This is a genomic window from Mycolicibacterium sp. CBM1 (genome assembly GCF_054073305.1).
Genome location: NZ_JBSXPP010000005.1, coordinates 176,834 through 199,100, shown reverse-complemented (window position 1 = coordinate 199,100; position 22,267 = coordinate 176,834). Strand labels below are relative to the sequence as shown.

Genomic DNA, 22,267 nt, shown 5'->3' with positions numbered 1-22,267 from the left:
GCCACCGCGCTAACAAAGCAAGTGCTTGGTAGGTTAGCCTACAAGGGTGATAACGGTCGAGGAGTTCCGGGCTGAGGTCCGCGAGTGGCTGGCCGACAATCTGGTCGGTGAATACGCCGCGCTCAAGGGCCTCGGCGGCCCGGGTCGCGAGCACGAGGCCTTCGAAGAGCGACTGGCGTGGAACCGTCACCTGGCTGCCGCCGGGCTGACCTGTCTGGGCTGGCCGGTGGAACACGGCGGCCGTGGGCTGTCGGTGGCGCACCGAGTGGCCTTCTACGAGGAGTACGCCAAGGCCGACGCACCCGACAAGGTCAACCACCTGGGCGAGGAACTCCTCGGACCGACGCTGATCGCGTTCGGCACTCCCGAGCAGCAGCAGCGGTTCCTGCCGCGCATCCTTGACGTCACCGAACTGTGGTCACAGGGCTACTCCGAACCCGGCGCCGGCAGCGACCTGGCCAACGTCGCCACCACAGCCGTGCTCGACGGCGACAAGTGGGTGCTCAACGGGCAGAAGGTGTGGACGTCGCTGGCGCACTGGGCACAGTGGTGCTTCGTGGTCGCGCGCACCGAGAAGGGCTCCAAGCGCCACGCCGGCCTGTCGTACCTGCTGGTGCCGCTGGACCAGCCGGGCGTCGAGATTCGCCCGATCATCCAGTTGACCGGCGATTCGGAGTTCAACGAGGTGTTCTTCACCGACGCCCGCACCGACGCCGATCTGGTCGTGGGCGAGCCAGGCGACGGTTGGCGGGTGGCGATGGGGACGCTCACCTTCGAACGGGGCGTTTCCACGCTCGGCCAGCAGATCCGTTATGCCCGTGAGCTTTCCGGCATCGTCGAGTTGGCCAAGGCCAACGGAGCCATCGACGACCCGCTGATCCGCGAGCGGCTCACCCGGGCGTGGGTGGGCCTGCAGACCATGCGCTCCTATGCGCTCGCGACCATGGACGTCGAGCAGCCGGGGATGGATAACGTGTCGAAGCTGCTGTGGGCCAACTGGCACCGCGACCTCGGCGAGCTGGCCATGGAGATCGAGGGCAAGTCCGGGCTGGTGATGGCCGACGGCGACTTCGATGAGTGGCAGCGCCTGTTCCTGTTCTCCCGGGCTGACACAATCTATGGCGGCTCCAACGAGATCCAGCGCAACATCATCGCCGAGCGCGTGCTCGGCCTGCCGCGAGAGGTGAAGGGCTAGTGGCGTCATTGACCGAAGCCCCCAAGGAGATCGACGGGCACGGCCTGCTGACCGGCAAGGTCGTCGTCGTGACGGCGGCCGCCGGCACCGGCATCGGCTCGGCCACGGCGCGCCGCGCGTTGGCCGAAGGCGCCGATGTGGTCATCTCCGACCACCATGAACGCCGGCTCGGCGAAACCCGGGACCAGCTGGCCGAATTGGGCCTCGGGCGGGTCGAAGCCGTGGTGTGCGACGTCACGTCCACCGCGCAGGTCGACGCGCTGATCGCCTCCACCACCGCCCGGATGGGACGCCTTGACGTCCTGGTGAACAACGCCGGACTCGGCGGACAAACACCGGTCGTCGACATGGCCGACGAGGAGTGGGACCGCGTCCTCAACGTCACCCTGACCTCGGTGATGCGGGCGACCCGCGCCGCGCTGCGTTACTTCCGCGAGGCCGGACACGGAGGGGTGATCGTCAACAACGCCAGCGTGTTGGGCTGGCGCGCGCAGCACTCGCAGTCGCACTACGCCGCGGCCAAGGCCGGTGTGATGGCACTGACCCGCTGCAGCGCAATCGAAGCCGTCGAATTCGGCGTGCGGATCAACGCGGTGTCGCCGAGTATCGCGCGGCACAAGTTCCTGGAGAAGGTCAGCTCGGCGGATCTGCTCGACCGGCTCTCCGAGGGTGAGGCATTCGGCCGTGCGGCCGAGCCATGGGAGATCGCGGCCACCATCGCCTTCCTGGCCAGTGACTACTCCAGTTATCTGACCGGAGAAGTGATTTCAGTATCGAGCCAGCACCCATGACAGAGCAGCCGGTCAGCCGTCGCGACGAGCTTCTCGATCTCGCCGCGACGATGTTCGCCGAACGCGGCCTGCGCGCGACCACCGTGCGCGACATCGCCGACTCGGCGGGCATTCTGTCTGGCAGCCTCTATCACCACTTCAAGAGCAAGGAGCAGATGGTCGAGGAGGTCCTGCGTGGCTTCCTGGACTGGCTCTTCGCGCGCTATCAGCAGATCGTCGAATCCGAACCCAATCCGCTCGAACGGCTCAAAGGCCTATTCATGGCGTCGTTCGAGGCGATCGAGCACCGGCACGCCCAAGTGGTGATCTACCAGGACGAAGCCAAGCGACTGTCCTCGTTACCCCAGTTCGACTTCGTCGATGCGCGCAACAAAGAGCAGCGCAAGATGTGGCACGACCTCCTCAACTCCGGCGTCGAGCAGGGCTACTTCCGCCCCGACATCGACGTCGACGTGGTGTACCGGTTCATCCGGGACACCACCTGGGTCTCCGTACGTTGGTATCAGCCTGGAGGACCGCTCAGCGCCGAAGAGGTCGGCCGCCAATACCTCGCCATCGTCCTGGGCGGCATAGCCGCGCCAAACAACTGACAAGGAGATCGACATGGCCCCCGCTTCACAGGCATACGTCATCGAGGCCGTACGCACCGCGGTCGGAAAGCGCAACGGTTCGCTGGCCGGTGTGCACCCGATCGACCTCGGGGTGGCGGCCTTCCGCGGAGTCTTCGACCGGGTCGACGTCGATCCCGGCGCCGTCGACGACGCGGTGGTCGGCTGCTTGGACGCCATCGGTCCGCAGGCCGGCAACATCGGGCGGCTGACCTGGCTGGCCGCCGGCTACCCCGAAGAGGTGCCCGGGGTGACCGTCGACCGGCAGTGCGGGTCGAGCCAGCAGGCAATCTCCTTTGGCGCGCAGGCGATCATGGCCGGCACCGCGGACCTGATCCTGGCCGGCGGCATGCAGAACATGAGCCGCATCCCGATCTCGTCGGCGATGATCGTCGGTGAGCAGTTCGGCTTCACCTCGCCGACCAACGAGTCGGAGAACTGGCTGCACCGTTACGGCGATCAGGAGATCTCCCAGTTCCGTGGCGCGGAGATGATCGCCGAGAAGTGGAACCTGTCCCGCGAGGAGATGGAGGAGTTCTCCCTGCGCAGCCACGAGAAGGCGTTCGCCGCGATCCGTGCCGGGCACTTCGAGAACGAGATCGTGCCGGTGGGGGAGTTCCGCACCGACGAGGGGCCGCGGGAGTCCAGCCTGGAGAAGATGGCCGGGCTCAAGCCGCTACGCGAGGGTGGGCGGCTGACCGCGGCGATGGCCAGCCAGATCTCCGACGGCGCCAGCGCGGTGCTGCTGGCTTCAGAGCAGGCCGTTGCCGATCACAAGCTGACCCCGCGCGCCCGTATCCACCACATCAGTGCCCGCGGCGCCGATCCGGTGTTCATGCTCACCGGCCCCATCCCGGCGACCCGCTACGCGCTGGAGAAGGCCGGGCTGACCATCGACGACATCGACGTCGTCGAGATCAACGAGGCGTTCGCGCCGGTGGTCATGGCCTGGCTCAAGGAGACCAAGGCCGACCCGGAGAAGGTCAACCCCAACGGCGGCGCGATCGCCCTCGGTCACCCGCTGGGCGCCACCGGAGCCAAGCTGTTCACCACGATGCTCAACGAACTCGAGCGTCGTGGCGGCCGCTACGGACTGCAGACGATGTGCGAGGGGGGCGGCACCGCCAACGTCACCATCATCGAGCGGCTCTAGTTCTCTGCGCGAGCAGACACAAACTCAGCCGAAAACCACCCTCTAGGCATAAGTTTGTGTCTGCTCGGGCGGGAACTGCTCGTCGTCGTCGACGAGAGTGAAGCCGATGACCTCATTCGGTGATGGTGGCCCGCAGGAAGTGGTCGATGCCGGTCCGCTCGAACGTCCGGCGTCGCTCCCGCGGCAACAGGGGAAGGGCCTCGGTCGCGTCGATGAGCTCGGGGGAGTGGACCTCGTAGGTCTGGCCCTTGGTGGTGATGCCGGCGCGTCCCGCGGTCAACACGTTACGCACCCAGTCGACCTGGGTGCCGTAGGGCAGCGGAACGATGAACCGGTCGCCGATACGGTCGACGACCACCGGGGTGGCGTACTGCTTTCCCGAACGGCGGCCGGTGTGGTGGACCACCGACGCGTACCAGTAGCGGGTGCCCGCCAGCCGCAGCATCAGTGGATTGAGCAGGTACTTGTTGGACTGTCGGATCAGGTCGCGGAACTGCCGCGGCCAGGTGTCCGGTGCGAGAGCCATGCTGTCTCCCGGCGTCGAGGAGCGAGCTTTCGAGCGGTGTCGTGCACCGCCCAACCTACTCCTGTTCGACGAATGCGGCGGCGCTCTGGAGGTGTTCGATCGCCTCGGCGACGATGGCCGGCACCAGCTCGGCGCATGACGGCAGATCCTCGATGATGCCGGCGACCTGTCCGGAGGCCAGCACGCCGGCCTCGGTGTTGCCCTCGACCAGGCCGGCCTTCAGCAGCATCGGGGTGTTCGCGGCCATCAGCACCTGCGACCAGGTGAGGTCCTTGCCGTGGCGCATGGCCAGGCCGTCGCGGATCATCGCCGGCCAGCTCATCTGCGACATCTTCTTGAACTTGGCGGCATTGCCCACCGCGGCGGCGAAACCTCTTATCGGCGAGCCGCTTTCGAGCTTCTCGACCAGCTGGGTGCGCAGGACGCGATGTGGCATGCCATCGACCCGGGTGGAGACGACGGTCCCGTCGAGGGCGGCCTGCAGGTAGCGCTGCTTGATCTCCTCGGGCACCGTGGAGTCCGAGGTCAGCAGGAAACGGGTTCCCATGGCCACCCCGGCGGCCCCGTAGGACAGCGCCGCGGCCAGGCCGCGCCCGTCGAAGAAGCCGCCGGCGGCGACCACCGGGATGTCCACCGCATCGAGTACCGAGGGCAGCAGCAGGGTGGTGGCTACCGGTCCGGTGTGGCCGCCGCCTTCACCGCCCTGCACGATCACCGCGTCGGCGCCCCAGCTCGCCACCTTGCGGGCGTGCTTGGCCGCGCCGACGGACGGAATGACGACCGAGCCGGCCTCTTTGAGCCGTGCGATCAGTTCCTGCTTGGGTGCCAGGGCGAAGGAAGCGACCTTGACGCCCTCGCGGATCATCAGGTCCACACGATCCCCGGCATCGGCGGCGTCGGCGCGGATGTTCACCCCGAAGGGACGGTCGGTGGCGGCCTTGACCTTGCCGATCGCGGTGGACAGCTCGTCGATGGTCATTGTCGCCGAGGCGAGAATGCCCAGGCCGCCGGCATTGGACGTGGCCGACACCAGCCGGGCGCCGGCAACCCAGCCCATCCCGGTCTGCACGACGGGATGTTCGATGCCGATGAGCTCGGTGAGCGGGGTCTTCAATGACGCGGCCATCTCCCTACTTCACCTCTCGGTCCCTGAGGCCCTTTGGGTCGATCACCTCTTGGATCAGCTTCTGCTCCTCGCCGGAGGGCAGTCGGCTGGTCTCGGCGTCGGTGAGGCCGTGCACCTCGAACGAGGTGTTCTCGGCGACGTCTTCGGGGCTCACACCCGGGTGCAGCGACAGCGCCCGCATGGTGTGGTCGGGACCGTTGAAGTCGAACACGCCGAGGTTGGTCACCACCCGGAAGACATTGACGAAGCGGTACGCCGGATTGTCCGGATCGACTTTGTCCCAACCGATCCCGGACACGATGTCGACGGTGTCGCAGAAGACCCGCGGGGAGTGGTTGCCCACCCAGTAGCTCGTCGCGTGGTTGATGGTGTTGCCCGGCGCGCCGCGCACGCCGAACATCTGCCGCGTCGGATGCTGCAGCGGCCCGAACGCGGACAGGTTCTGGTTGCCGTAGCGGTCGATCTGGTTGGCACCCATCACCACATGGCGCCGGCCCCAGGCGAGCGTCTCGAAGACGCGACCGAACGGCATCCAGCCTTCGATGGCTCCGGTGGCACCCATCGCCGGGGTGTCGGCGAGGATGCGAGCCTCGCCGTCGGTCAGCAGGATGTCGGGCGAGAAGGTCAGGCGTGCCAGCCGGGCGCCGATCGACACCATATTGGCCATCGGGCTGACCATGATTTCGCCTGCGTCGCGGAACAACTCGGCGCAGGCGACGGCGCACACCTCAGCGCGTGTCGCGGATATCATGCTCGGCCTTCCTCGGTCGACTCCTTGAACTTCCGCACGGCAGCCTGGTAATCGGCTTCACTGCCCGACAGGTAGGTCGAGACGAACTGGGCCCAGCCCTCCTCGGATGCCGCGGCTTCGGCGTAGTGGCGCTGGAACTTCTCGTCGCGGCGGTAGTCCGGCTCGGCGGTGGTGAAGTGCGCGCCGTTCGGCGCCTCGACGACACTGTCGACCATCATCCGGTTGATCAACAGGGTCTGCACTGGAACGGATTTCACCAGCTCCTCGGTGGACACCACCTTCTCCACCGAGAGCAACCGCGTCCGCGCCGACATCAGGAACAGGTCGTCGAAGTACGGGTCGATGCCGGTGTAGGCGGCATTACCCTGGGCGTCACCGAGATTCATATGCACCAGCGCGACGTCGAGGTTCAGCGCCGGCATGGCCACGAGCTCCTCAAAGCCCCTATCGGTGGGATACGGCGAGGTGACGGTCTTGAGCTCCTCGCCCCAGAACGCCCGGACGTCGCTGCCCAGCCCGGCCCGGGTCGGCAGGAACGGCAGTCGCTGGGCGGCGGCTTGCAGGCCGCAGCGCAGCATGCCCTCGTCCATCTCCCGCGACTCGATCGCACCGGTGGTGCGGGCCTTGGCGAACCACGGGTCGTAGAACGGCGGCGAATCCAAGGAGACGAAGCCGTAGTAGACGCGCTTGACCTTGCCGGCCGAGCAGAGTAACCCGAGATCGGGGCCACCGTAGGTGACGACGGACAGGTCGGTGACGTCGGTGCGCAGCAGTGCGCGGATGAAGGCCATGGGCTTGCGTCGCGAGCCCCAGCCGCCGATGCCGATCGTCATCCCGCTTTCGACAGCCGAGACGGCCTCGTCGAGAGTTGTTCGCTTGTCTACCACTTCGTCCCCTGTCGCTTCACTCCTGCCCGCCGGATCACGCCTTTTCACCCTTCGATGTCCCGGCGAACGCGTCGCGGTGCTCATCGGAGACACCGGCCAGGTTCAGCTCGAACGTGAAGCCCTGCTCCATCCGGTATCGCGCGTTGACCGGCTGGATGTCGATGAAGTTCAACGCCTCCTTTGCGGCCCGGATCACCCGGGTGTCCTTGGATGCGATATCGCGGGCGACGCGCAGGGCGGCTTCGCCGAGGTCGGCCCGCGGCACCACCTCGTGCACCGAACCGAAGTGGTGCAGCGTCTCCGCGCTGACGGTCGCGGCGGTGAAGAACAGCCGGCGCATCATGTGCTGGGGAACCAGCCGGGACAGGTGGGTGGCCGCACCGAGTGCGCCGCGCTCGACCTCCGGCAGACCGAACGTGGCGTCATCGGAGGCGACGATGACGTCGGCGTTGCCGACCAGCCCGATGCCGCCGCCCACGCAGAAGCCGTTGACCGCGGCGACGACTGGCACCGCGCACTCGTAGACGGCCCGGAAGGCTTCGAAGCAGCCCCGATTGGCGTCGATCAGGGCGGTGAACCCCTCGGTGTTCTGCATCTCCTTGATGTCGACGCCCGCGTTGAACCCGCGGCCCTCGGCGCGCAGCACCACCACGTGCGTGGCCATGTCGCGGCCCGCGGCGGTGATGGCGTCGGCGAGCTCGAACCAACCGCGCGACGGGATCGCGTTGACGGGCGGGTAGTTCACCGTGACGGCGACGATGCCGGGTTCGACGGTGCTGGTGGTGATGGTCATCAGAGTTCCTGGGCCACTTCCTGAACGGGGTGAATACCTAAGCAAGCACTTGCTTGGTACGCTAGCACAGTGACCGACGCGGCTGACACTCCCGGGGAGCTGGACCTGGGCCTACGGGGACGGGTTGTCCTGGTGACCGGGGGCGTGCGCGGGGTGGGTGCCGGGATCAGCGCGGTCTTCGCCGGCCAGGGCGCCACCGTCGTCACCTGCGCGCGACGGCCCGTCGAGGGCCTGCCCTACGAGTTCCACAGCTGCGACGTGCGCGACGCCCAGGCGGTGGGCGCGCTGATCGAGACGATCGTGGCGGACCACGGCCGGCTCGACGTCGTGGTGAACAACGCCGGCGGCTCGCCCTACGCGCTGGCCGCCGACGCCTCGCCAAAGTTCCACCAGAAGATCGTGGAGCTGAATCTGCTTGGCATGCTTCATGTCTCGCAGGCCGCTAACGCCGTCATGCAGAACCAGTCGACCGGCGGGTCCATTGTGTCGATCTCCAGTGTCAGCGCGGGGCGGCCGTCACCGGGCACCGCGGCCTACAGCGCGGCCAAGGCCGGAGTGGAAAGTCTGACCACCACGCTGGCGGTGGAATGGGCGCCCAAGGTTCGGGTGAACGCTCTCGTGGTCGGGATGGTGGAAACCGAACAGGCCGAACTCTTCTACGGTGACGCCCAATCCCAGGCGGCGGTCGCGGCCACCGTGCCGCTGGGTCGGCTGGCCAAACCAGTCGACATCGGCTGGGCGGCAGCCTTTCTCGCGTCCGATGCCGCCTCGTACATCAGCGGGGCCAAGATGGCGGTTCATGGCGGCGGCGAGCCGCCGGCCTATCTGTCCGCCTCGAGTGCCAACAAGTGAGCAAGTAAGGGAGAACGGGAATGGGTTTGCTCGACGGTCGGGTGGTCATCGTGACCGGTGCCGGTGGTGGCATCGGGCGCGCACACGCCCTGGCGTTTGCCGCCGGAGGCGCGCGTGTGGTGGTCAACGACATCGGCGTCGGCCTCGACGGTTCTCCGGCAGGCGGCGGTAGTGCCGCCCAGGGCGTCGTCGACGAGATCGTCGCCGCCGGCGGGCAGGCCGTCGCCAACGGCTCCAACGTCGCCGACTGGGCGCAGGCCGCCGCGCTGATCCAGGCCGCCGTCGACACCTTCGGCGGGCTCGACGTCCTGGTCAACAATGCCGGCATCGTGCGGGACCGGATGATAGCCAACACCAGCGAGGAGGAGTTCGACGCCGTCGTCGCTGTGCACCTCAAAGGCCACTTCGCCACCACCCGGCACGCCGGCGCCTACTGGCGCGGGCTGTCCAAGGAGGGAAAGGCGGTGGACGCCCGGATCATCAACACCAGCTCCGGTGCGGGGCTGCAGGGCAGCGTCGGGCAGGGTAACTACAGCGCCGCCAAGGCCGGTATCGCCGCGCTGACGCTGGTCGCCGCCGCCGAGATGGGCCGCTACGGCGTGACGGTCAACGCGATCGCCCCGTCGGCGCGCACCCGGATGACCGAGACCGTGTTCGCCGACATGATGTCCACCCAGGACAAGGATTTCGACGCCATGGCGCCGGAGAACGTCGCACCGTTGGTGGTCTGGCTCGGCAGTGTCGAATCCAAGGATGTCACCGGACGGGTCTTCGAAGTGGAAGGCGGCATCATCCGGGTGGCCGAGGGCTGGGCCCGCGGCGCCGAGGTCGACAAGGGTGCCCGCTGGGATCCCGCCGAGCTCGGCCCCGTCGTCACCGACCTGCTGGCCAAGTCCCGCGAACCGCTGCCGGTGTTCGGCGCCTAGGAGTCTGCTAGCCCCCGTTGGTCACTTCGGCGCGACGCTCGATGGCGAACGCGTTTCTGGTGTGGCTCTCGACGGGTCGGTGCGGCAGGACCGTCTCTAACCCCCGGCTAGCGTCTCACTGACCTCCCAGGCCGGCGGACGCTTCGGGTACTCGCGGTCGACCTGCCAGCGGTCGGGGTGCTTGGCCTCCGGTACCGCCGCGAACGACAGGTGGGTGTGCAGGATCTTCCATTCGCCGTCAATCTTCTCGACGACGTCGGTCTGACGCATCTTCCACACGAACTCCGAACCATCTTCGAGTTTGCCCGCGTACGTCTGGTTCATGTACACGAATCCGACGTCGTTCTTTGCGTAGACCCGCATGTTGATCAGACCAAAGTCGCCGACGAACTGCGGGCTGATGTAGTTGAACCACTTCCGCACGTCATCACCGAAATACTCTCCGGGCGAGAGGATGTCGATGAAACTCACATCGGGGCCGTCGGCGTAGTACTCCAGCGGGGCGTCGTAGGTTTTCAGCCACTCGTTGTTGTAGACGCGCTCGAGCGTCTTCTCCATCTCGGCGATTTCGGCGACAGCCTGGGGATCACTGCCGAACAGTCCGATGGGTTCGTCGAAATCCGGCTTGAGATTCGGGTGGGTCATCGTTTCCTCTCCAATGGGTTGGGGTTTCACCGCTGATGTCAGCGGTACAGGACAGCGCCCAAGGCGCCGGCAAGCACTTCAGCGGCGGCGGGGACGGGAGATGGGCCCCGCCAGGCCACGATGTTGTCGGGACGCACCAGAATCGCTCCATCAGAACCGAGTTCACTGACGCGTTCCCACTGACCGTCTATGTCGTGGTACTCGTGTCCGATCGAGGCAACCGAGATGGCTACCCCTAATCGGTCCGCCACTTCGGCGGCCGCGTCCGCCCATGCCTGTCCCTGCGGGCCGGTGATCAAGACGAACCGACCGTCGTTGCCAGTCAGGTCGTGAGTGGAGACGCGGCTTCCGGCGTGTTCCAGCCAGGCGTGGGGCAACCGGTGGCCGGGCCGTGTGGTCGGATGATAGGTCGAGCCCATCGGATCGACCGGAGGGGAGGCCGACCCGTCGGGCACGAAAGCGCCGGCGGGGTAGCAGATGCCGATCTCAAGATCATGGGCCTGGAACTCGGTGCGCTGCGTCTTGACGACCTCGTCGAAACGCGCCCGTCGAGACGCCCCCATAGGTGTGTCGGAGAAGAATATCTCGAACACCCCGCGATGCATCTCCGGCGGAACGGGTACGGGCAGCAGTCCGATGCCCGCGTCGACTACGAAATGGTTCTGCATGGTGAACAGGGCCCAGTCGACGATCCGCATCCCGGCCGGCTGGCGTTCCACTCCGTAGCTGTCGAGCAGCGCGGGTCCGGCATGCCCCTTGATCACGGCAGCGAGCTTCCATGCCAGGTTCTGGGCATCCTGTACACAGGTGTTCATGCCTAGGCCGGTGGTGGGCGGGTGCCGGTGGACGGAGTCCCCGACGAGGAAAACCCTTCCCTGCGAATACCTGTCGGCGACCGAGCCCTGCACCGACCAGTGGCTGATTTGCAGGATCTCGAGGGGTATGTCGCCCACGCCGAGAAGCTCCCGAATCTTGACCGAGATCGCTCCTTCATCGAGATCAGAGTCGTCTGTGGGCAGGAACGCGAAGTGGAATGCCCACTCTTCGGAGTGTCTGCCCCAGGTCGGGCCCATCTGCACCATGTTCCCTCCGGACGGGTACGACCCCGCCTCGGGATTGATGAAGTGGGCGATCAGGACATCGTCCTCCCACCACTGGGACAGATCTGCTTTCAAGTGAGCGGTGACGATGTCGAGGAGGTCGTGGGCGCCGATCATCGTCGCCCCGATCATCGGGCCGACGGTCTTTCCGCCGTCGGCGCCGACGAGGTAGTCGGCGGTCACGGTGAAGGTCTCACCCGTTGCGCGGTTGAGGATAGTGGCGGTGACGGCGTCGTCATCCTGGGTCATCTCGGTGAGTTCATGGTTGAACAGCACTCTGCCCGCGGCGCGTTTCTCCGCGTGCTGGCGCATGATGGGCTCCAGGCGCAGCTGCGGAAGATTCGTCGACGGGCACGCACTGTCCTGCGAGTACTGCGCGGTGAGGGCGCCGCCGCCGAAGCAGTCCATCTTGTGGAAGGTCTTGCGCTGCAACGGTCCGTCACCGGCGAGGGTGGTCTGCCAGACGACGGAGGACATGTTCTCGACCGGAGACCCGAGCGCGTAGACGTCGTCGGCCAGCTCGAACTGGCGAAAGACTTCCATCGCCCGCTGATTGAGGTAGTGGGCTTTCGGCAGAATCGACGTACCCTCGTGTCGCTCGATGAGGATGTGGTCGATCCCATAGGACGACAACATGATCGAGGTCATCAGACCCGATGAGCCGCCCCCGACGATGAGGACGGGGATCTTGGTGTCTGACATGTTTCTTGCCTCTCTGTGGAAGACGGGCGGATCACGAATGCGCCGGAGTGAAACGCCGGGCGAGTTCTTCGAAGATGTCCAGTGCGCGAGGACTGCGGACCGCACCGTCGGACACCACCGTGTCGCGGGCTGCGCCCATGAGCAGCCGCTTGACCGGGACTTCGAGCTTCTTGCCGGTCAGGTTGTAGGGGACCTCCGGTATCGCGATGATGTCGTCGGGAATGTGTCGCGGCGAAAGACGCTGGCGCAGGCGGGTGTTGATTCGCCCCCGCAGCTCGTCGTCCAGAGCTGTGCCGCCGGGAAGCTGGACGAAGAGCAGCAGTGACCCCATGCCTCCAGATGGATCATCGAGGTGCACGACGAGGCTGTCCTGGACCTCCGGAAGATCTTCGAGCGCGGAGTAGAACTCGCTGGTGCCCAGGCGAATGCCGCCGCGGTTGAGCGTGCCGTCGGATCGGCCGCTGATCACGCAGCCGCCGCGGACGTTGAAGGTGACCCAGTCGCCGTGCCGCCACTGGCCAGGGTAATGGTCGAAGTATGCGGAGCGATATCTGTCGCCGCCCGGATCGTTCCAGAAGCACACGGGCATCGACGGCATGGGTGCGGAGATGACGAGCTCTCCGAGTTCCTCGACGACGGGATTGCCGGCGGGATCGAGCGCGCGGGCCAAGACGCCCAGCGCAGGGGCGGTGATCTCACCGGCGCGAACCGGCAGCAACGGCGTTCCGCCGACAAAGGAGGTGCAGACGTCGGTTCCGCCACTGGTGGACTGCAGGTAGATGTCCGGGCCCACGGACTCGTAGATCCAGCTGAATCCCTCCGCAGGTAGCGGGGATCCGGTCGACGTCATGGCCCGCAGTTTGGAGAGGTCGAAGCGCTCGCCGGGCCTCATCCCCGCCTTTCGGCAGCCCATGAGAAACGCTGCGCCTGCGCCGAATACGGTCACCCGGCACTGTTCGACGATGTGCCACAGGTTATCCGGCGCCGGAGATGCCGGGTCGCCGTCGAAGAGCACGATCGCGGCGCCCAGCAACAGGGCAGAGACCTGGATGTTCCACATCACCCACGTCGTCGTGCAGTACACGAAGTACGTGTCGTCGGCGCCGAGGTCGGAATGTAGGCCCAGTGCCTTCTGCAACTCCAGCGTGATTCCGCCGTGGGACTGCACGATGGCCTTGGGCAGTCCTGTGGTGCCAGAGGAGAACAGCACCCACAGCGGATGATCGAATGGCACTCGGTGGAACTCCGGCTTCGCCGGCTCCGCGAGCAGGTCGTCCCACGAGATCGCATCAGCGGGTCCCGCGCCCAGATAGCGCACGCCGACAGTGGCGATCACCGTCGGCAGTGCGTCCCGGATCGCCGCGACCTGCTCCGAACGATCGATATCCTTGGCGCCATACCGATATCCGTCCACGGCGATGAACACCTTGGGGTCCAACTGCCTCACGCGGTCGAGCACACTATCCACGCCCAACTCGGGTGCGCACACCGCCCAGATCGCGCCGATACTCGTGGTGGCAAGCATCGCGATCAAGGCCTCGGGAATGTTGGGCAAATAGCCGGCGACGCGATCGCCCGGTTCGACACCCAGCCGCCGCAGCCCGGCGGCCGCGCGCGCGACCTGCCCTCTGAGCTGCCCTCGTGTCATGGTGATCGGATCACGGGTCTGGGAGAGGGCGGTCAGGATGGTTTGGTCGGCGGCACCCCGCAGCATGTTCTCGGCATAGTTGATCGCGACGTCGGGAAACCACCTCGCTCCCGGCATCGACTCGTCGACGAGCACGCGGGACGGGTCGCCGTCGGCGAGGATGTCGAACTGGTCCCAGATCGACCGCCAGAAGCCGGAGAGATCAGTGGTCGACCACCGCCACAGGTCGTGGTAGTCGCACGATTGGACAGTTCCCCGATCGACGAGTGCTCGGGCGTAGCGGGCCATGCGACTGTCGTTCAGCATCCGCGGTGGGGGTTCCCAGAGCACCGCGCGGTCGCGGATCTCAGGGTTGGCGGTCATCCGCATTCTCCGGCGGCGACCATCCGGTGCCGCATGGTGCCGATCCCTTCGATGTAGGTCTGTAGGTGTTCACCATGGCGCAGATAGCGAGGGGGAGTGAGCGCGAACCCGATACCGGACGGGGTGCCGGTGAAGATCAGGTCACCGGGAAGCAGAGGGAGGATCCCCGACAGGTACGAGACCAGGGCCGGCACAGTGAAGATGAGGTCACCGGTGCGGGCCTGCTGTACCTGCTGGTCGTCGATCGAACAGCGGATGTCGAGGTCGTCAGGGTTGATGAACTCGTCGGGAGTCACCAATGCCGGACCCAGGGGCGCGAACCCGGGGTAGGACTTGGCGAGGCTGAATTGTTGTGGGGCCGGCGGTTTCACCTGCAGGTCGCGCTCGGAGAGGTCCTGACCCGCAGTCAGCCCCGCGACGTGGTCCCAGGCCCGAGCCACCGATACGCCCTCGGCCCGCCGCCCGATCACGGCGACGAGTTCGGCTTCCCAGTCCACCGACCCCGGTGGCATCACGATGTCGTCGTACGGCCCCGTGATCGAGGAGGCGAACTTGGTGAACACCATCGGGCTGTCCGGAATGTCCAGCCCGGATTCCTCGGCGTGGCTGCGATAGTTCAGGCCGATGGCGAAGATCTGCCGGGGCGTGCCCACAGGTGCCCTCAGGTCGGACGGCTGGAAAGACCGGCCTTCGGCTTTGCCGAGAGTGCCCGCCCAGCAGCGGAACTCATCCCAGCGGTCCAACGCGTCCTGAAATTCATTCGAGAACTGTCCTCCGCTGGTGCCCTCGACGTCGATCGCCAGCCCGTTGCGTTCCAGGGCCAGTCGGCCATCGAGATTGATCAAGCGCATGGGTCTCGTCAGCTCCTTGCTCAGGCCGTGGTGAGAAGTTCGAAGGGGTTGACCTGCTTGGTGCTCTTGGCCCAAGTCCGGGTGATGAGCTCCGATTCCGGAGTGCCGGCGCGGAACTGCTTGTTCAGTTCTTCGGCATCGAAGCTGGGGCCGATCGGATCCTCTGTGTACTCGGGGCCGTTCATGTAGGCGGTTGCCTCGTCCGGAGTCGCGAAGTTGTCGATCTGTAGTTCGACCATGTTCCCGTCGGGGTCGCGGTAGTACAACGACGTGGTCAGTCCGTGTTGCACCGGCACCCGCGGCTCGATACCTACGGCTTTCAACTCCAAGTACTTGTCGAGCAGATCACCCAGGGCCGGAAAGGTGAACGCCGAGTGCGCCATCCCTGTCGTCAGCGGTGTGCGCTCGGCGAGCACGCCCGGCGGGAGGCCCAACAATGCCACCCGGTGATGTTCCTCGTCGAAAGTCAAGAAGCACATCGAGGCGTTCTCGTAGACAGCATGAGCACCAAGCACTTTCAAGTACCAGTCGCGCATCGCTGGCAGTTGGGTTGTTTGCAGGACGAAGTGCGCGAGACGAGGTCGGACTGTCATCGTGGTCTCCAAGGTGATTGCTGGTGCGTCGGGCGCACACACCGGGAGCTGGACCCATCCGGGAAGGCGAGTCGGTGTGCGGCGGCTTCCGCTGCGATGCCCACTCATGCACCCCTTCGACGTGCGCAGGCTCACACTAAGGCTCGATTGATTTGTAGTCAATGACTCGAAGTCGAGAGATTGTGATTTGATGAGAGGCGGTTGGGCTGCTAACCAGGATTGACCGCAAACGGTGCGGGTCCGAGGCGGAGAGGTGATCGTGGGCGCCAAAGAGGAACCGTCGGCCCGAAAGATTCAGGCAGAAGAGACCCGTCGCAAGATTCTCGACGTCGCCGTGGAGGCCTTCTCGGCCCAGCACTACGACGCCGTCGCCGTCAGCGACATCGCCGCCACGGCCGGGGTTGCACACGGCCTGCTATTCCATTACTTCAAGAACAAGCGCGGGCTGTACCTCGCGGCGATGGAGGATGCGGCGCGCGAGTTCGAGGCCGCCCATCAGGCCGACCCCGCGTTACCACCCGGAATCCAGATGCGGCAGCGCTATTACAACCAGTTCGCCTACCTGGCGCGCCACCGCGGACTGGCAACCCGCTTGGTACTCGGTGGCCGGGGAGCCGACCCGGAAGCGTGGTCGTTCTTCGAAGAGCAGCGATGGCAACAGATCGCCCGCGGTTGTGTCGTGCTCGGTCTGGATCCGGAGAAGCCGGCGTTGCGCATGATGCTCGGTGCGGCCACTGCAGCAGTCGATGCGGTTGCGGCCTTCTGGCACGAGAACGGCCACCCGTTCGACGTCACGGCGCTCGCCGACGTGCTGTTCGAGCAGACCGTTGTGGCACTGCGCGGCGCCGCTCAACTCGACCCGACGTTGGAAGCGCCGGTGGAGAAGGCGATCGCCCAGTTGCACGGCGACGCCTAGGCATACCCGACCGGCCTCCGGTCCGACGCAGCCTCCCGGACAGCCCGCCCGGCATTCACGCCTGGATGCCACCTCTGCCATTTGTCGACTCAAAGTCATTGACATACAGTCAACGATGATTAAGCTGTGACCTGCGACACCGGCTGAGAGCTGAAGTCGGAGGCGCGAGGCTGCGAAGTCGTGGCCTGGTCTGACGCACTCGCCCGACTCGGGAGGCTGAATGGGAGCGCACGACAGCGACCGGCGCGTTGACAGCGGTACCTTGCGGCGCGCCTTCGCACACGCTCCGTCTTCGATTGTGGCCATCTGTGCTGACACCGGCGTCGAGCGAATCGGAATGGCCGCCAGCACATTCATGCCGGTGTCCCTCGAGCCGCCGCTGGTGGCGTTCTGCGTACAGAACACGTCGACCACGTGGCCCAGGTTGGCGCAGCAGTCCCGCCTCGGCATCAGCTTGCTCAGTGCTGAGCACCATCAGATCGTCCGTGTGCTCGCCGCCAAGGATGGCGACCGATTCTCCGGCGTGATCACCGAAACACGTTCGAACGGAGTGCTTTTCGTTGTCGGCTCGGCGCTCTGGCTCGATGTGACGCTGGAGGAGCAGATCCCGGCCGGTGATCACGTGATCGCGCTTTTGCGGGTGAACGAGTTACACCTTCCCGACGGTCTCGACACGGCGGTCGAACCGATCGTCTTCCATCGCAGCTCTCTTCGACAACTGGCGGCGACGTGACTCCAACGTCGTGTGCCGGGTCGCCCCTGGATTCCCACCAAGAAAGGTATTTGAGTGATGTCGATCGACCAGGCCATTAAACCGGACGCTGCCTCGCTGACGGGTTTTCGAGAAGATTTGGCAGGAGAGCTCGTCGCCCGCGCCAAAGCCGTCCGCCCGCTACTCCAGAGCAAGGCCGACGAACATGAAGCCAACAGCGAGTTGAGCAAGGAGGTCATCGACACACTGACCGAGATCGGTGTGTTCGCCATGGCCGGCCCCTCGCGAGTGGGCGGTCTGGCGCAGTCCAGTCGATCGATGGCCGCCGTCGCCGCGGAACTGGCTAAGGGTTGCCCGTCAACAGCGTGGGTCTACACCATCTACAACTCCTGTCTCTGGTTCGCCTCCAAGTTGCCGGCCGGAATCCAGGAGCAGATGTTCGCAGATGGAGTGCCGCTAATCTGTTCACCGCAGAACGGAATTGGGCACCTGGTAGCTGACGGTGACTCCTTCCGACTCACCGGGCGTTGGAGCTATGCCACCGGCTCCCACCACGCCGCCTGGACCATGGTCCCGGCACTCTCGCCGGATCAGCTCCCGGTTCTCGCGGTCATGCCGATGTCGGATGTGCAGATCGACCACACTTGGCAGGTTGCCGGAATGAAGGGCACTGGATCAGACACGGTGGTCGCCAATGACGTCCGCGTCCCGGCAACCATGATCGCTGCCTTCTCGGATATCGCGGTGGCGCCGCCGGCGACCGTCGCCGAGGCGGATCGGGTGGCGAGCGACTACTGGGTCAATTACCCGATTCTGCGGGCCAAGGCGCTCGGAGTCCTGGTCGGTTGCGCCGAAGGACTGCTTGAGGTCGTGGCAGGCAAGAGCGGCAGTCCCATCCTCTACAGCGTGTACGCCCACAAGAGCGACTCGTCGGCCTACCACGCGGCGATCGGTGAGGCCGCGACGCTGATCCAGGCCGCTAAGCGAATGGTCGACGGTTCGTGTTTCCGGATCGACCAGGCCGCCGCCGAAGGGCGGGTTCAGTCGATCGAGGAACGTACCGAAGCTCGCGGCGCAGGAGCGTTGGTCATCCGTCTTCTTCATGACGCGATAGAGCGGCTGATGGATCTCGGCGGATCTTCCGGATTTGCGACCACTGCTGCAGCGCAACGCTATTGGCGTGATTTTGCGACCGGTTCTCGGCACGTGATCTTCAACCCGCAGATCAGCTACGAGCAGGCCGGACGGCACCTGCTCGGCATCGAACCCGGAGTCGTCGAGCCCGACATGCTTTGACGTTCGTGTGGAGGTTCGGCCCGCCCACGGGTGGGTCGAACCTCCACACGGCATCGGTCGCTGGGTAGCCGATGGTCGGGAACACCTCAGATGTCGAGAACGATCCGTTTGCCCACGCATCGGGACACGCAGATCATCATCGACTCGCCGCTCTTTCGTTCCTCAGGCGTCAACACGGAATCCCGGTGGTCTGGGACGCCTTCGAGCACGTCGACTTCGCAAGTGCCGCAAGTTCCCTCGGAGCAGGAGCTGAGAACTTCGACTCCCACCTTGCGAACCTCGGCCAGGATGGTCGAATTCGCGGCTACCGTAACGGTGACTCCTGATTCCGCGCACACGACCTCGAACTCTTCGTTCACCACGCCGGCCGCCTCAGGCTTGGGGGAGAACCGCTCAGCGTGAAACGGAAGTCCCTTGGCACTGCAGATCGCCTCGGTCGCGGCGATCAACGGCTCGGGGCCACAGCAGTACACGGCCGCATCTGCGGGGGCATCGTCGAGGTAGGCCGCCAAGTCGAGCAGTCCGCATTCGTCCTGCGGGCAGATTCGCACCCTGTCTCCGTACACCGCGAGTTCCTCGACGAAGGCCATCGACTCGCGGCGGCGTCCGCCATACAACAAACGCCACTGTGAGCCTTGGGATTCGGCGGCCGCGACCATGGTGAGGATCGGCGTGATCCCGATGCCGCCGGCGACAAATAGGTAGTGGTCGGCCGTGACCAGGGGGAAGTGGTTCCGTGGACCCCGGACTGTCAAAGTGGAACCTTCACGCACCGTGTCGTGGATGAAGCGTGAACCGCCGCGGCTCTCGGGTTCCCGAAGAACACCGAGACGCCAACGGGATCTGTCCGCGGGGTCACCGCACAGGGAGTACTGTCGGGTGAGGTCGTCACCCAGGACCAGATCGATGTGGGCGCCGGGAGTCCAGTCCGGGAGTTCGCCGCTGTCAGTCTTTTCCAGCACCAGGACGATGCAATCCTCGGCCACCGGAATGACCTCGCGAACGATGAGTTCGATGGTGTCGGTCGCCTTCGCGTTGTCGCGATGGAGGAGTTGTGTCATGGGGATCCCCGCACTCAGGTGTGTCCGTCACCGATGCGGTGGACCGAGCAACGGCTCAACTTGTCTCGACGCCCTCACGCGCGTCCTCGCCATTACAGCGGTTCATTGACTTCATGTCAAGGAAATGGCGCGTCCGCGATCCGGTGGGCGATGGCGGGCCGCCCCGGGTTGATTCGGGCGCATCCCCGCACCATGTGGAGATTTCGGAAGTGGCGCGACGGGGAGTCGAGACCCCGCGGCGAAAGCGCTCGACTCTAAGTCATTGATTCTCGGTCAACGCTATGCCTAGTATGTGACTCAACCCACTGCGGAGCGCCTGGCGACGGGCATCGACAAGAGCCCGCGCGACTCCGATGTGGCTCAGCCGGCATTGCGGACGCGACGTGCGTGTGTGCTCACCGCGACCCACAACGAAAGGGAGACAACGATGTCCGAATTGGTCGATAAGGACCTCAAAGACGAACTGTCGGGTTACAGCAGCTATACCTCTACTCCCGACGAGGCCCTGGATCTCTTCGAACGCGCTCGTGCAGCGGGATGCCCGGTGCCGCACAGCGATGAGTTGGGAGGCTTCTACCTGGCGCTCGACTACGACATCGTCAAGCACATCCACAGCGACTGGGAAGCCTTCTCTTACTCCCCGTCGGCGGTGCTCCCCGTCGCCGATCGTCCGCCCTTCCCCCCGCTCGAGTTCGACCCGCCGGAACACACGATGTGGCGGGAGCTGATTGTCAAGGCGTTCAACGCCGATACGGCTGGACGCGTTGAGGAAGGGATCCGTGAAGACATCAACCGCCTGATCGACGGCTTTGCGGCGAAGGGTTCGTGTGATCTGGTAGCCGAATTCTGCGAGGAGGTTCCTCTCTACGCGCTGTGCCGCATCATGGGATTCGATCTGGACAAGCGGGCCACCGTGCGGGAGATGACGCTGCGGCTTGTCGCGGCCTTCGAGGATCCCGAAGAGGGCGCTAAGGCGTTCATGGACTTCGCGATGTTCGGTGCCGGTGAGGTACTGGCGCGCAAGGAGAACCCGAAGGATGACTTCCTCACCGATCTGGCCAATTCTGAGCTGAACGGTCAACCGTTGGGGCCGCTGGAAATCGGCCAAATCATGAACTCGTTCCTCATTGCCGGGCACGGCACCAGCGTCGCCGTGCTCGGCAGCCTGTTGTATGAGGTGCTCAGGCGGCCGGAACTGGTCGAACGGCTCAAGGAGAACCCCGACCTGATCCCCAACGCCGTCGAGGAGACCCTGCGGCTGCACACGCCCTTCTTCGGTCTCTACAAGCGAGCCACTCGTGACGTCGAACTGGGCGGTGTGCAGATCCCCAAGGACAGCTTCATCCAGCAGTGCTGGGCTGCGGCGAACCGGGATCCGAAGGTGTATGACAATCCCCAGGAGTTCGATGTGGACCGCAAGTTCGGTCGCAAGAACCGGCACCTCACCTTCGGCTTCGGCATCCACACGTGTCCCGGGGCCCCGACCGCCCGGATGGAATTGCGCGTCGCCGTCGAGGAGCTGCTACGCCGCCTGCCGGACATCACGCTCGTCGATCCGGGCGCTGCGAAGTACGAATTCCATGGAACCGAAACGGCTTCCATCGGGGCGCTCCCGGCCACGTTCACGCCGGAGTCTTGAGGAAGACAGCCGAATGAAGATCGAAATCGACTACACCCGTTGCGAAGGTCACGGCGTCTGCGTCGGTGTGGCGCCTGAGGTGTTCTTGCTCGAGGATGACGACGAGCAGGCGCGCCTGAGCACCGACCTGGCTGACGCAAGCCTGCACAGCGCGGTGGTTCTCGCCGCCAAGCGTTGCCCGACCCAGGCCATTCGCGTCAGTGCCTGAACTGAAGCCGGTCGAGCACGTGGCGGTGATGCCGGTGGCGTCCGGTCCCCGCGGCGCGCGCTCCCGCTCCGCCGCGGCCGCGGCCCTGTCGTCTGCGGCAAGGGCCGCCTCGCGGATCATCGCCATTCCGGTACGCAGTGCGGCCACGACGGGCCGGGGTGTGCTGCTGGCGGGGGCGGTGTTCAGGTATGCCGTCACCGACACGCTGACGCTGCGGTTGCCGTTCGGCGAGACGATCGTCCAGGCCTGGACCCTGCTGCGGGTGACGGCACTGCCCGCGATCCTGATGGCCATTCCGTTCGGAGCGATGGTCGCCGTACAGCTGTCCGGCCTCGTAAACCAGGTAGGTGCCAATTCGCTCGTCGGGTCGGCGACAGGGGTGGCAGTGCTTCGGCAGGGCGCCCCGGTGACCGCCGGTCTTCTGATGGGCGGTGCGGCGGCCGCGGCGATCGCATCGGATTTCGGGGCCAGAGCGATCCGGGAGGAACTCGATGCGCTGCGGACACTCGGGATCGATCCTGTCCGCCGGCTGGTGGTGCCGAGGTTTCTGGCACTAATCCTGATCACCCCCATTCTGGTGGTCATCGTGATCGCGATGGGGGTGGGTGCGGCCTTCCTCATCGCCACTGTCGTCAATGACGTTACCCCCGGGAGCTTTTGGCTGTCGTTCGGTTCGTTCGCCAAGATGGTCGACCTGTGGTTCACCATGGGCAAGGGCCTGGTTTTCGCCGCGATCGTCGCTGTCCTGTCGTCGCAGCGGGGGATGGAGGCCAAGGGGGGACCACGCGGTGTGGCCGACGCTGTCAACGCATCGGTGGTGCTGAATGTCATCTTGATCGTGGTGGTCAACTTGGTGATCACGCAGTTGCAGGCCATGTTCTTCCCGATGGCGGTCGCCTAGTGGCCGCCTCGGTGCAGCGCGGAT

At 65.6% G+C, this 22,267-nt stretch carries 23 protein-coding genes; 12 read left to right on the top strand and 11 right to left on the bottom strand.

Annotated features, from left to right (window positions below; translation table 11 throughout):
* Nucleotides 1-46 precede the first annotated feature (46 nt).
* From ipdE1 to fadA6, 4 genes are read left to right on the top strand one after another with little or no spacing between them, the layout of a single operon-like run.
* Nucleotides 47-1,195, top strand: a complete 1,149-nt coding sequence (ipdE1, locus tag ACXDF8_RS09045; protein ID WP_457222913.1) for an acyl-CoA dehydrogenase IpdE1 — start codon at nucleotides 47-49, stop codon at nucleotides 1,193-1,195.
* Nucleotides 1,195-1,986, top strand: coding sequence for a (5R,7aS)-5-hydroxy-7a-methyl-1-oxo-2,3,5,6,7,7a-hexahydro-1H-indene-carboxyl-CoA reductase (gene ipdF / locus ACXDF8_RS09040; RefSeq protein ID WP_457222912.1), 792 nt, complete (start codon nucleotides 1,195-1,197; stop codon nucleotides 1,984-1,986). The genes ipdE1 and ipdF overlap by 1 nt, the downstream gene beginning before the upstream one ends.
* Nucleotides 1,983-2,576: a TetR family transcriptional regulator KstR2 gene (gene kstR2, locus ACXDF8_RS09035; protein WP_457222911.1), complete on the top strand. Its 594-nt coding sequence runs from the start codon at nucleotides 1,983-1,985 to the stop codon at nucleotides 2,574-2,576. The genes ipdF and kstR2 overlap by 4 nt, the downstream gene beginning before the upstream one ends.
* Nucleotides 2,577-2,589: 13 nt before the next feature.
* Nucleotides 2,590-3,747, top strand: coding sequence for a steroid 3-ketoacyl-CoA thiolase FadA6 (fadA6, locus tag ACXDF8_RS09030; RefSeq protein ID WP_457222910.1), 1,158 nt, complete (start codon nucleotides 2,590-2,592; stop codon nucleotides 3,745-3,747).
* A 112-nt stretch (nucleotides 3,748-3,859) separates the two neighbouring features.
* Here the strand turns inward: fadA6 and ACXDF8_RS09025 are convergent, their stop codons facing one another.
* From ACXDF8_RS09025 to echA20, 5 genes are read right to left on the bottom strand one after another with little or no spacing between them, the layout of a single operon-like run.
* Nucleotides 3,860-4,273, bottom strand: a complete 414-nt coding sequence (locus ACXDF8_RS09025) for a nitroreductase/quinone reductase family protein (RefSeq protein ID WP_457222909.1) — start codon at nucleotides 4,271-4,273, stop codon at nucleotides 3,860-3,862.
* A gap of 55 nt (nucleotides 4,274-4,328) precedes the next feature.
* Nucleotides 4,329-5,399 (bottom strand): (3aS,4S,5R,7aS)-5-hydroxy-7a-methyl-1-oxo-octahydro-1H-indene-4-carboxyl-CoA dehydrogenase, encoded by a 1,071-nt coding sequence (gene ipdC / locus ACXDF8_RS09020; protein WP_457222908.1) that lies wholly within the window; start codon nucleotides 5,397-5,399, stop codon nucleotides 4,329-4,331.
* A gap of 4 nt (nucleotides 5,400-5,403) precedes the next feature.
* On the bottom strand, nucleotides 5,404-6,150 hold the full coding sequence (gene ipdB / locus ACXDF8_RS09015; protein ID WP_457222907.1) for a cholesterol ring-cleaving hydrolase subunit IpdB: 747 nt from the start codon (nucleotides 6,148-6,150) through the stop codon (nucleotides 5,404-5,406).
* Nucleotides 6,147-7,037, bottom strand: a complete 891-nt coding sequence (ipdA, locus tag ACXDF8_RS09010; protein ID WP_457222906.1) for a cholesterol ring-cleaving hydrolase subunit IpdA — start codon at nucleotides 7,035-7,037, stop codon at nucleotides 6,147-6,149. The genes ipdB and ipdA overlap by 4 nt, the downstream gene beginning before the upstream one ends.
* 34 nt (nucleotides 7,038-7,071) lie before the next feature.
* Nucleotides 7,072-7,830 (bottom strand): (7aS)-7a-methyl-1,5-dioxo-2,3,5,6,7,7a-hexahydro-1H-indene-carboxyl-CoA hydrolase, encoded by a 759-nt coding sequence (gene echA20 / locus ACXDF8_RS09005; protein ID WP_457222905.1) that lies wholly within the window; start codon nucleotides 7,828-7,830, stop codon nucleotides 7,072-7,074.
* 69 nt (nucleotides 7,831-7,899) lie between these two features.
* Here echA20 and ACXDF8_RS09000 point away from each other — a divergent pair, with 69 nt between their 5' ends.
* Complete coding sequence (locus ACXDF8_RS09000; protein WP_457222904.1) at nucleotides 7,900-8,682, top strand: SDR family oxidoreductase; 783 nt, start codon at nucleotides 7,900-7,902, stop codon at nucleotides 8,680-8,682.
* Nucleotides 8,683-8,702: 20 nt separating this feature from the next.
* Nucleotides 8,703-9,608: an SDR family oxidoreductase gene (locus ACXDF8_RS08995; RefSeq protein ID WP_457222903.1), complete on the top strand. Its 906-nt coding sequence runs from the start codon at nucleotides 8,703-8,705 to the stop codon at nucleotides 9,606-9,608.
* Nucleotides 9,609-9,704: 96 nt separating this feature from the next.
* Here the strand turns inward: ACXDF8_RS08995 and ACXDF8_RS08990 are convergent, their stop codons facing one another.
* The 5 genes from ACXDF8_RS08990 to ACXDF8_RS08970 are packed head-to-tail and all read right to left on the bottom strand — an operon-like array spanning nucleotide 9,705 to nucleotide 15,510.
* Nucleotides 9,705-10,253, bottom strand: a complete 549-nt coding sequence (locus ACXDF8_RS08990; protein WP_457222902.1) for a YybH family protein — start codon at nucleotides 10,251-10,253, stop codon at nucleotides 9,705-9,707.
* 38 nt (nucleotides 10,254-10,291) lie between these two features.
* A complete protein-coding gene (locus tag ACXDF8_RS08985) occupies nucleotides 10,292-12,055 on the bottom strand; it encodes an FAD-dependent monooxygenase (RefSeq protein WP_457222901.1) in 1,764 nt (587 codons plus the stop codon).
* A gap of 31 nt (nucleotides 12,056-12,086) precedes the next feature.
* Complete coding sequence (locus tag ACXDF8_RS08980) at nucleotides 12,087-14,066, bottom strand: acetoacetate--CoA ligase (protein WP_457222900.1); 1,980 nt, start codon at nucleotides 14,064-14,066, stop codon at nucleotides 12,087-12,089.
* Nucleotides 14,063-14,917: a fumarylacetoacetate hydrolase family protein gene (locus tag ACXDF8_RS08975; protein WP_457222899.1), complete on the bottom strand. Its 855-nt coding sequence runs from the start codon at nucleotides 14,915-14,917 to the stop codon at nucleotides 14,063-14,065. The genes ACXDF8_RS08980 and ACXDF8_RS08975 overlap by 4 nt, the downstream gene beginning before the upstream one ends.
* 20 nt (nucleotides 14,918-14,937) lie before the next feature.
* Entirely contained in the window at nucleotides 14,938-15,510 is a 573-nt protein-coding gene (locus ACXDF8_RS08970; RefSeq protein WP_457222898.1) for a VOC family protein, read from the bottom strand.
* Nucleotides 15,511-15,742: 232 nt separating this feature from the next.
* Here ACXDF8_RS08970 and ACXDF8_RS08965 point away from each other — a divergent pair, with 232 nt between their 5' ends.
* The 3 genes from ACXDF8_RS08965 (at nucleotide 15,743) to ACXDF8_RS08955 (ending at nucleotide 18,434) form a co-directional block, all read left to right on the top strand.
* Nucleotides 15,743-16,426: a TetR/AcrR family transcriptional regulator gene (locus tag ACXDF8_RS08965; protein ID WP_457222897.1), complete on the top strand. Its 684-nt coding sequence runs from the start codon at nucleotides 15,743-15,745 to the stop codon at nucleotides 16,424-16,426.
* Nucleotides 16,427-16,646: 220 nt separating this feature from the next.
* Nucleotides 16,647-17,159 carry a flavin reductase family protein gene (locus tag ACXDF8_RS08960; RefSeq protein ID WP_457222896.1) on the top strand — a complete coding sequence of 171 codons (513 nt, stop codon included), beginning with the start codon at nucleotides 16,647-16,649 and terminating at the stop codon, nucleotides 17,157-17,159.
* 57 nt (nucleotides 17,160-17,216) lie between these two features.
* Entirely contained in the window at nucleotides 17,217-18,434 is a 1,218-nt protein-coding gene (locus tag ACXDF8_RS08955; RefSeq protein ID WP_457222895.1) for an acyl-CoA dehydrogenase family protein, read from the top strand.
* Between the two features lie 86 nt (nucleotides 18,435-18,520).
* Here ACXDF8_RS08955 and ACXDF8_RS08950 read toward each other — a convergent pair whose 3' ends face one another.
* On the bottom strand, nucleotides 18,521-19,495 hold the full coding sequence (locus tag ACXDF8_RS08950; RefSeq protein ID WP_457222894.1) for a PDR/VanB family oxidoreductase: 975 nt from the start codon (nucleotides 19,493-19,495) through the stop codon (nucleotides 18,521-18,523).
* 391 nt (nucleotides 19,496-19,886) lie between these two features.
* Between ACXDF8_RS08950 and ACXDF8_RS08945 the strand changes: the two genes are divergently transcribed.
* The 3 genes from ACXDF8_RS08945 to ACXDF8_RS08935 are packed head-to-tail and all read left to right on the top strand — an operon-like array spanning nucleotide 19,887 to nucleotide 22,243.
* Nucleotides 19,887-21,134 carry a cytochrome P450 gene (locus ACXDF8_RS08945; RefSeq protein WP_457222893.1) on the top strand — a complete coding sequence of 416 codons (1,248 nt, stop codon included), beginning with the start codon at nucleotides 19,887-19,889 and terminating at the stop codon, nucleotides 21,132-21,134.
* A gap of 13 nt (nucleotides 21,135-21,147) precedes the next feature.
* Nucleotides 21,148-21,342, top strand: coding sequence for a ferredoxin (locus ACXDF8_RS08940; RefSeq protein ID WP_457222892.1), 195 nt, complete (start codon nucleotides 21,148-21,150; stop codon nucleotides 21,340-21,342).
* 28 nt (nucleotides 21,343-21,370) lie between these two features.
* On the top strand, nucleotides 21,371-22,243 hold the full coding sequence (locus ACXDF8_RS08935) for an MlaE family ABC transporter permease (protein WP_457223053.1): 873 nt from the start codon (nucleotides 21,371-21,373) through the stop codon (nucleotides 22,241-22,243).
* Nucleotides 22,244-22,267 lie beyond the last annotated feature (24 nt).

What these genes read in the sequence shown, in the direction of transcription:
- ACXDF8_RS09025 (WP_457222909.1), bottom strand. Translation starts at nt 4,273, where the DNA reads ATGGCTCTCGCACCGGACACCTGGCCGCGGCAGTTCCGCGACCTGATC.
- ACXDF8_RS08985 (WP_457222901.1), bottom strand. Translation starts at nt 12,055, where the DNA reads ATGTCAGACACCAAGATCCCCGTCCTCATCGTCGGGGGCGGCTCATCG.
- ACXDF8_RS08975 (WP_457222899.1), bottom strand. Translation starts at nt 14,917, where the DNA reads ATGCGCTTGATCAATCTCGATGGCCGACTGGCCCTGGAACGCAACGGG.
- fadA6 (WP_457222910.1), top strand. Translation starts at nt 2,590, where the DNA reads ATGGCCCCCGCTTCACAGGCATACGTCATCGAGGCCGTACGCACCGCG.
- ipdB (WP_457222907.1), bottom strand. Translation starts at nt 6,150, where the DNA reads ATGATATCCGCGACACGCGCTGAGGTGTGCGCCGTCGCCTGCGCCGAG.
- ACXDF8_RS08970 (WP_457222898.1), bottom strand. Translation starts at nt 15,510, where the DNA reads ATGACAGTCCGACCTCGTCTCGCGCACTTCGTCCTGCAAACAACCCAA.
- ACXDF8_RS08995 (WP_457222903.1), top strand. Translation starts at nt 8,703, where the DNA reads ATGGGTTTGCTCGACGGTCGGGTGGTCATCGTGACCGGTGCCGGTGGT.
- ACXDF8_RS08935 (WP_457223053.1), top strand. Translation starts at nt 21,371, where the DNA reads ATGCCGGTGGCGTCCGGTCCCCGCGGCGCGCGCTCCCGCTCCGCCGCG.
- ACXDF8_RS08955 (WP_457222895.1), top strand. Translation starts at nt 17,217, where the DNA reads ATGTCGATCGACCAGGCCATTAAACCGGACGCTGCCTCGCTGACGGGT.
- ACXDF8_RS08940 (WP_457222892.1), top strand. Translation starts at nt 21,148, where the DNA reads ATGAAGATCGAAATCGACTACACCCGTTGCGAAGGTCACGGCGTCTGC.
- ACXDF8_RS08990 (WP_457222902.1), bottom strand. Translation starts at nt 10,253, where the DNA reads ATGACCCACCCGAATCTCAAGCCGGATTTCGACGAACCCATCGGACTG.
- echA20 (WP_457222905.1), bottom strand. Translation starts at nt 7,830, where the DNA reads ATGACCATCACCACCAGCACCGTCGAACCCGGCATCGTCGCCGTCACG.
- ACXDF8_RS08950 (WP_457222894.1), bottom strand. Translation starts at nt 19,495, where the DNA reads ATGACACAACTCCTCCATCGCGACAACGCGAAGGCGACCGACACCATC.
- kstR2 (WP_457222911.1), top strand. Translation starts at nt 1,983, where the DNA reads ATGACAGAGCAGCCGGTCAGCCGTCGCGACGAGCTTCTCGATCTCGCC.
- ipdC (WP_457222908.1), bottom strand. Translation starts at nt 5,399, where the DNA reads ATGGCCGCGTCATTGAAGACCCCGCTCACCGAGCTCATCGGCATCGAA.
- ACXDF8_RS08980 (WP_457222900.1), bottom strand. Translation starts at nt 14,066, where the DNA reads ATGACCGCCAACCCTGAGATCCGCGACCGCGCGGTGCTCTGGGAACCC.
- ACXDF8_RS08960 (WP_457222896.1), top strand. Translation starts at nt 16,647, where the DNA reads ATGGGAGCGCACGACAGCGACCGGCGCGTTGACAGCGGTACCTTGCGG.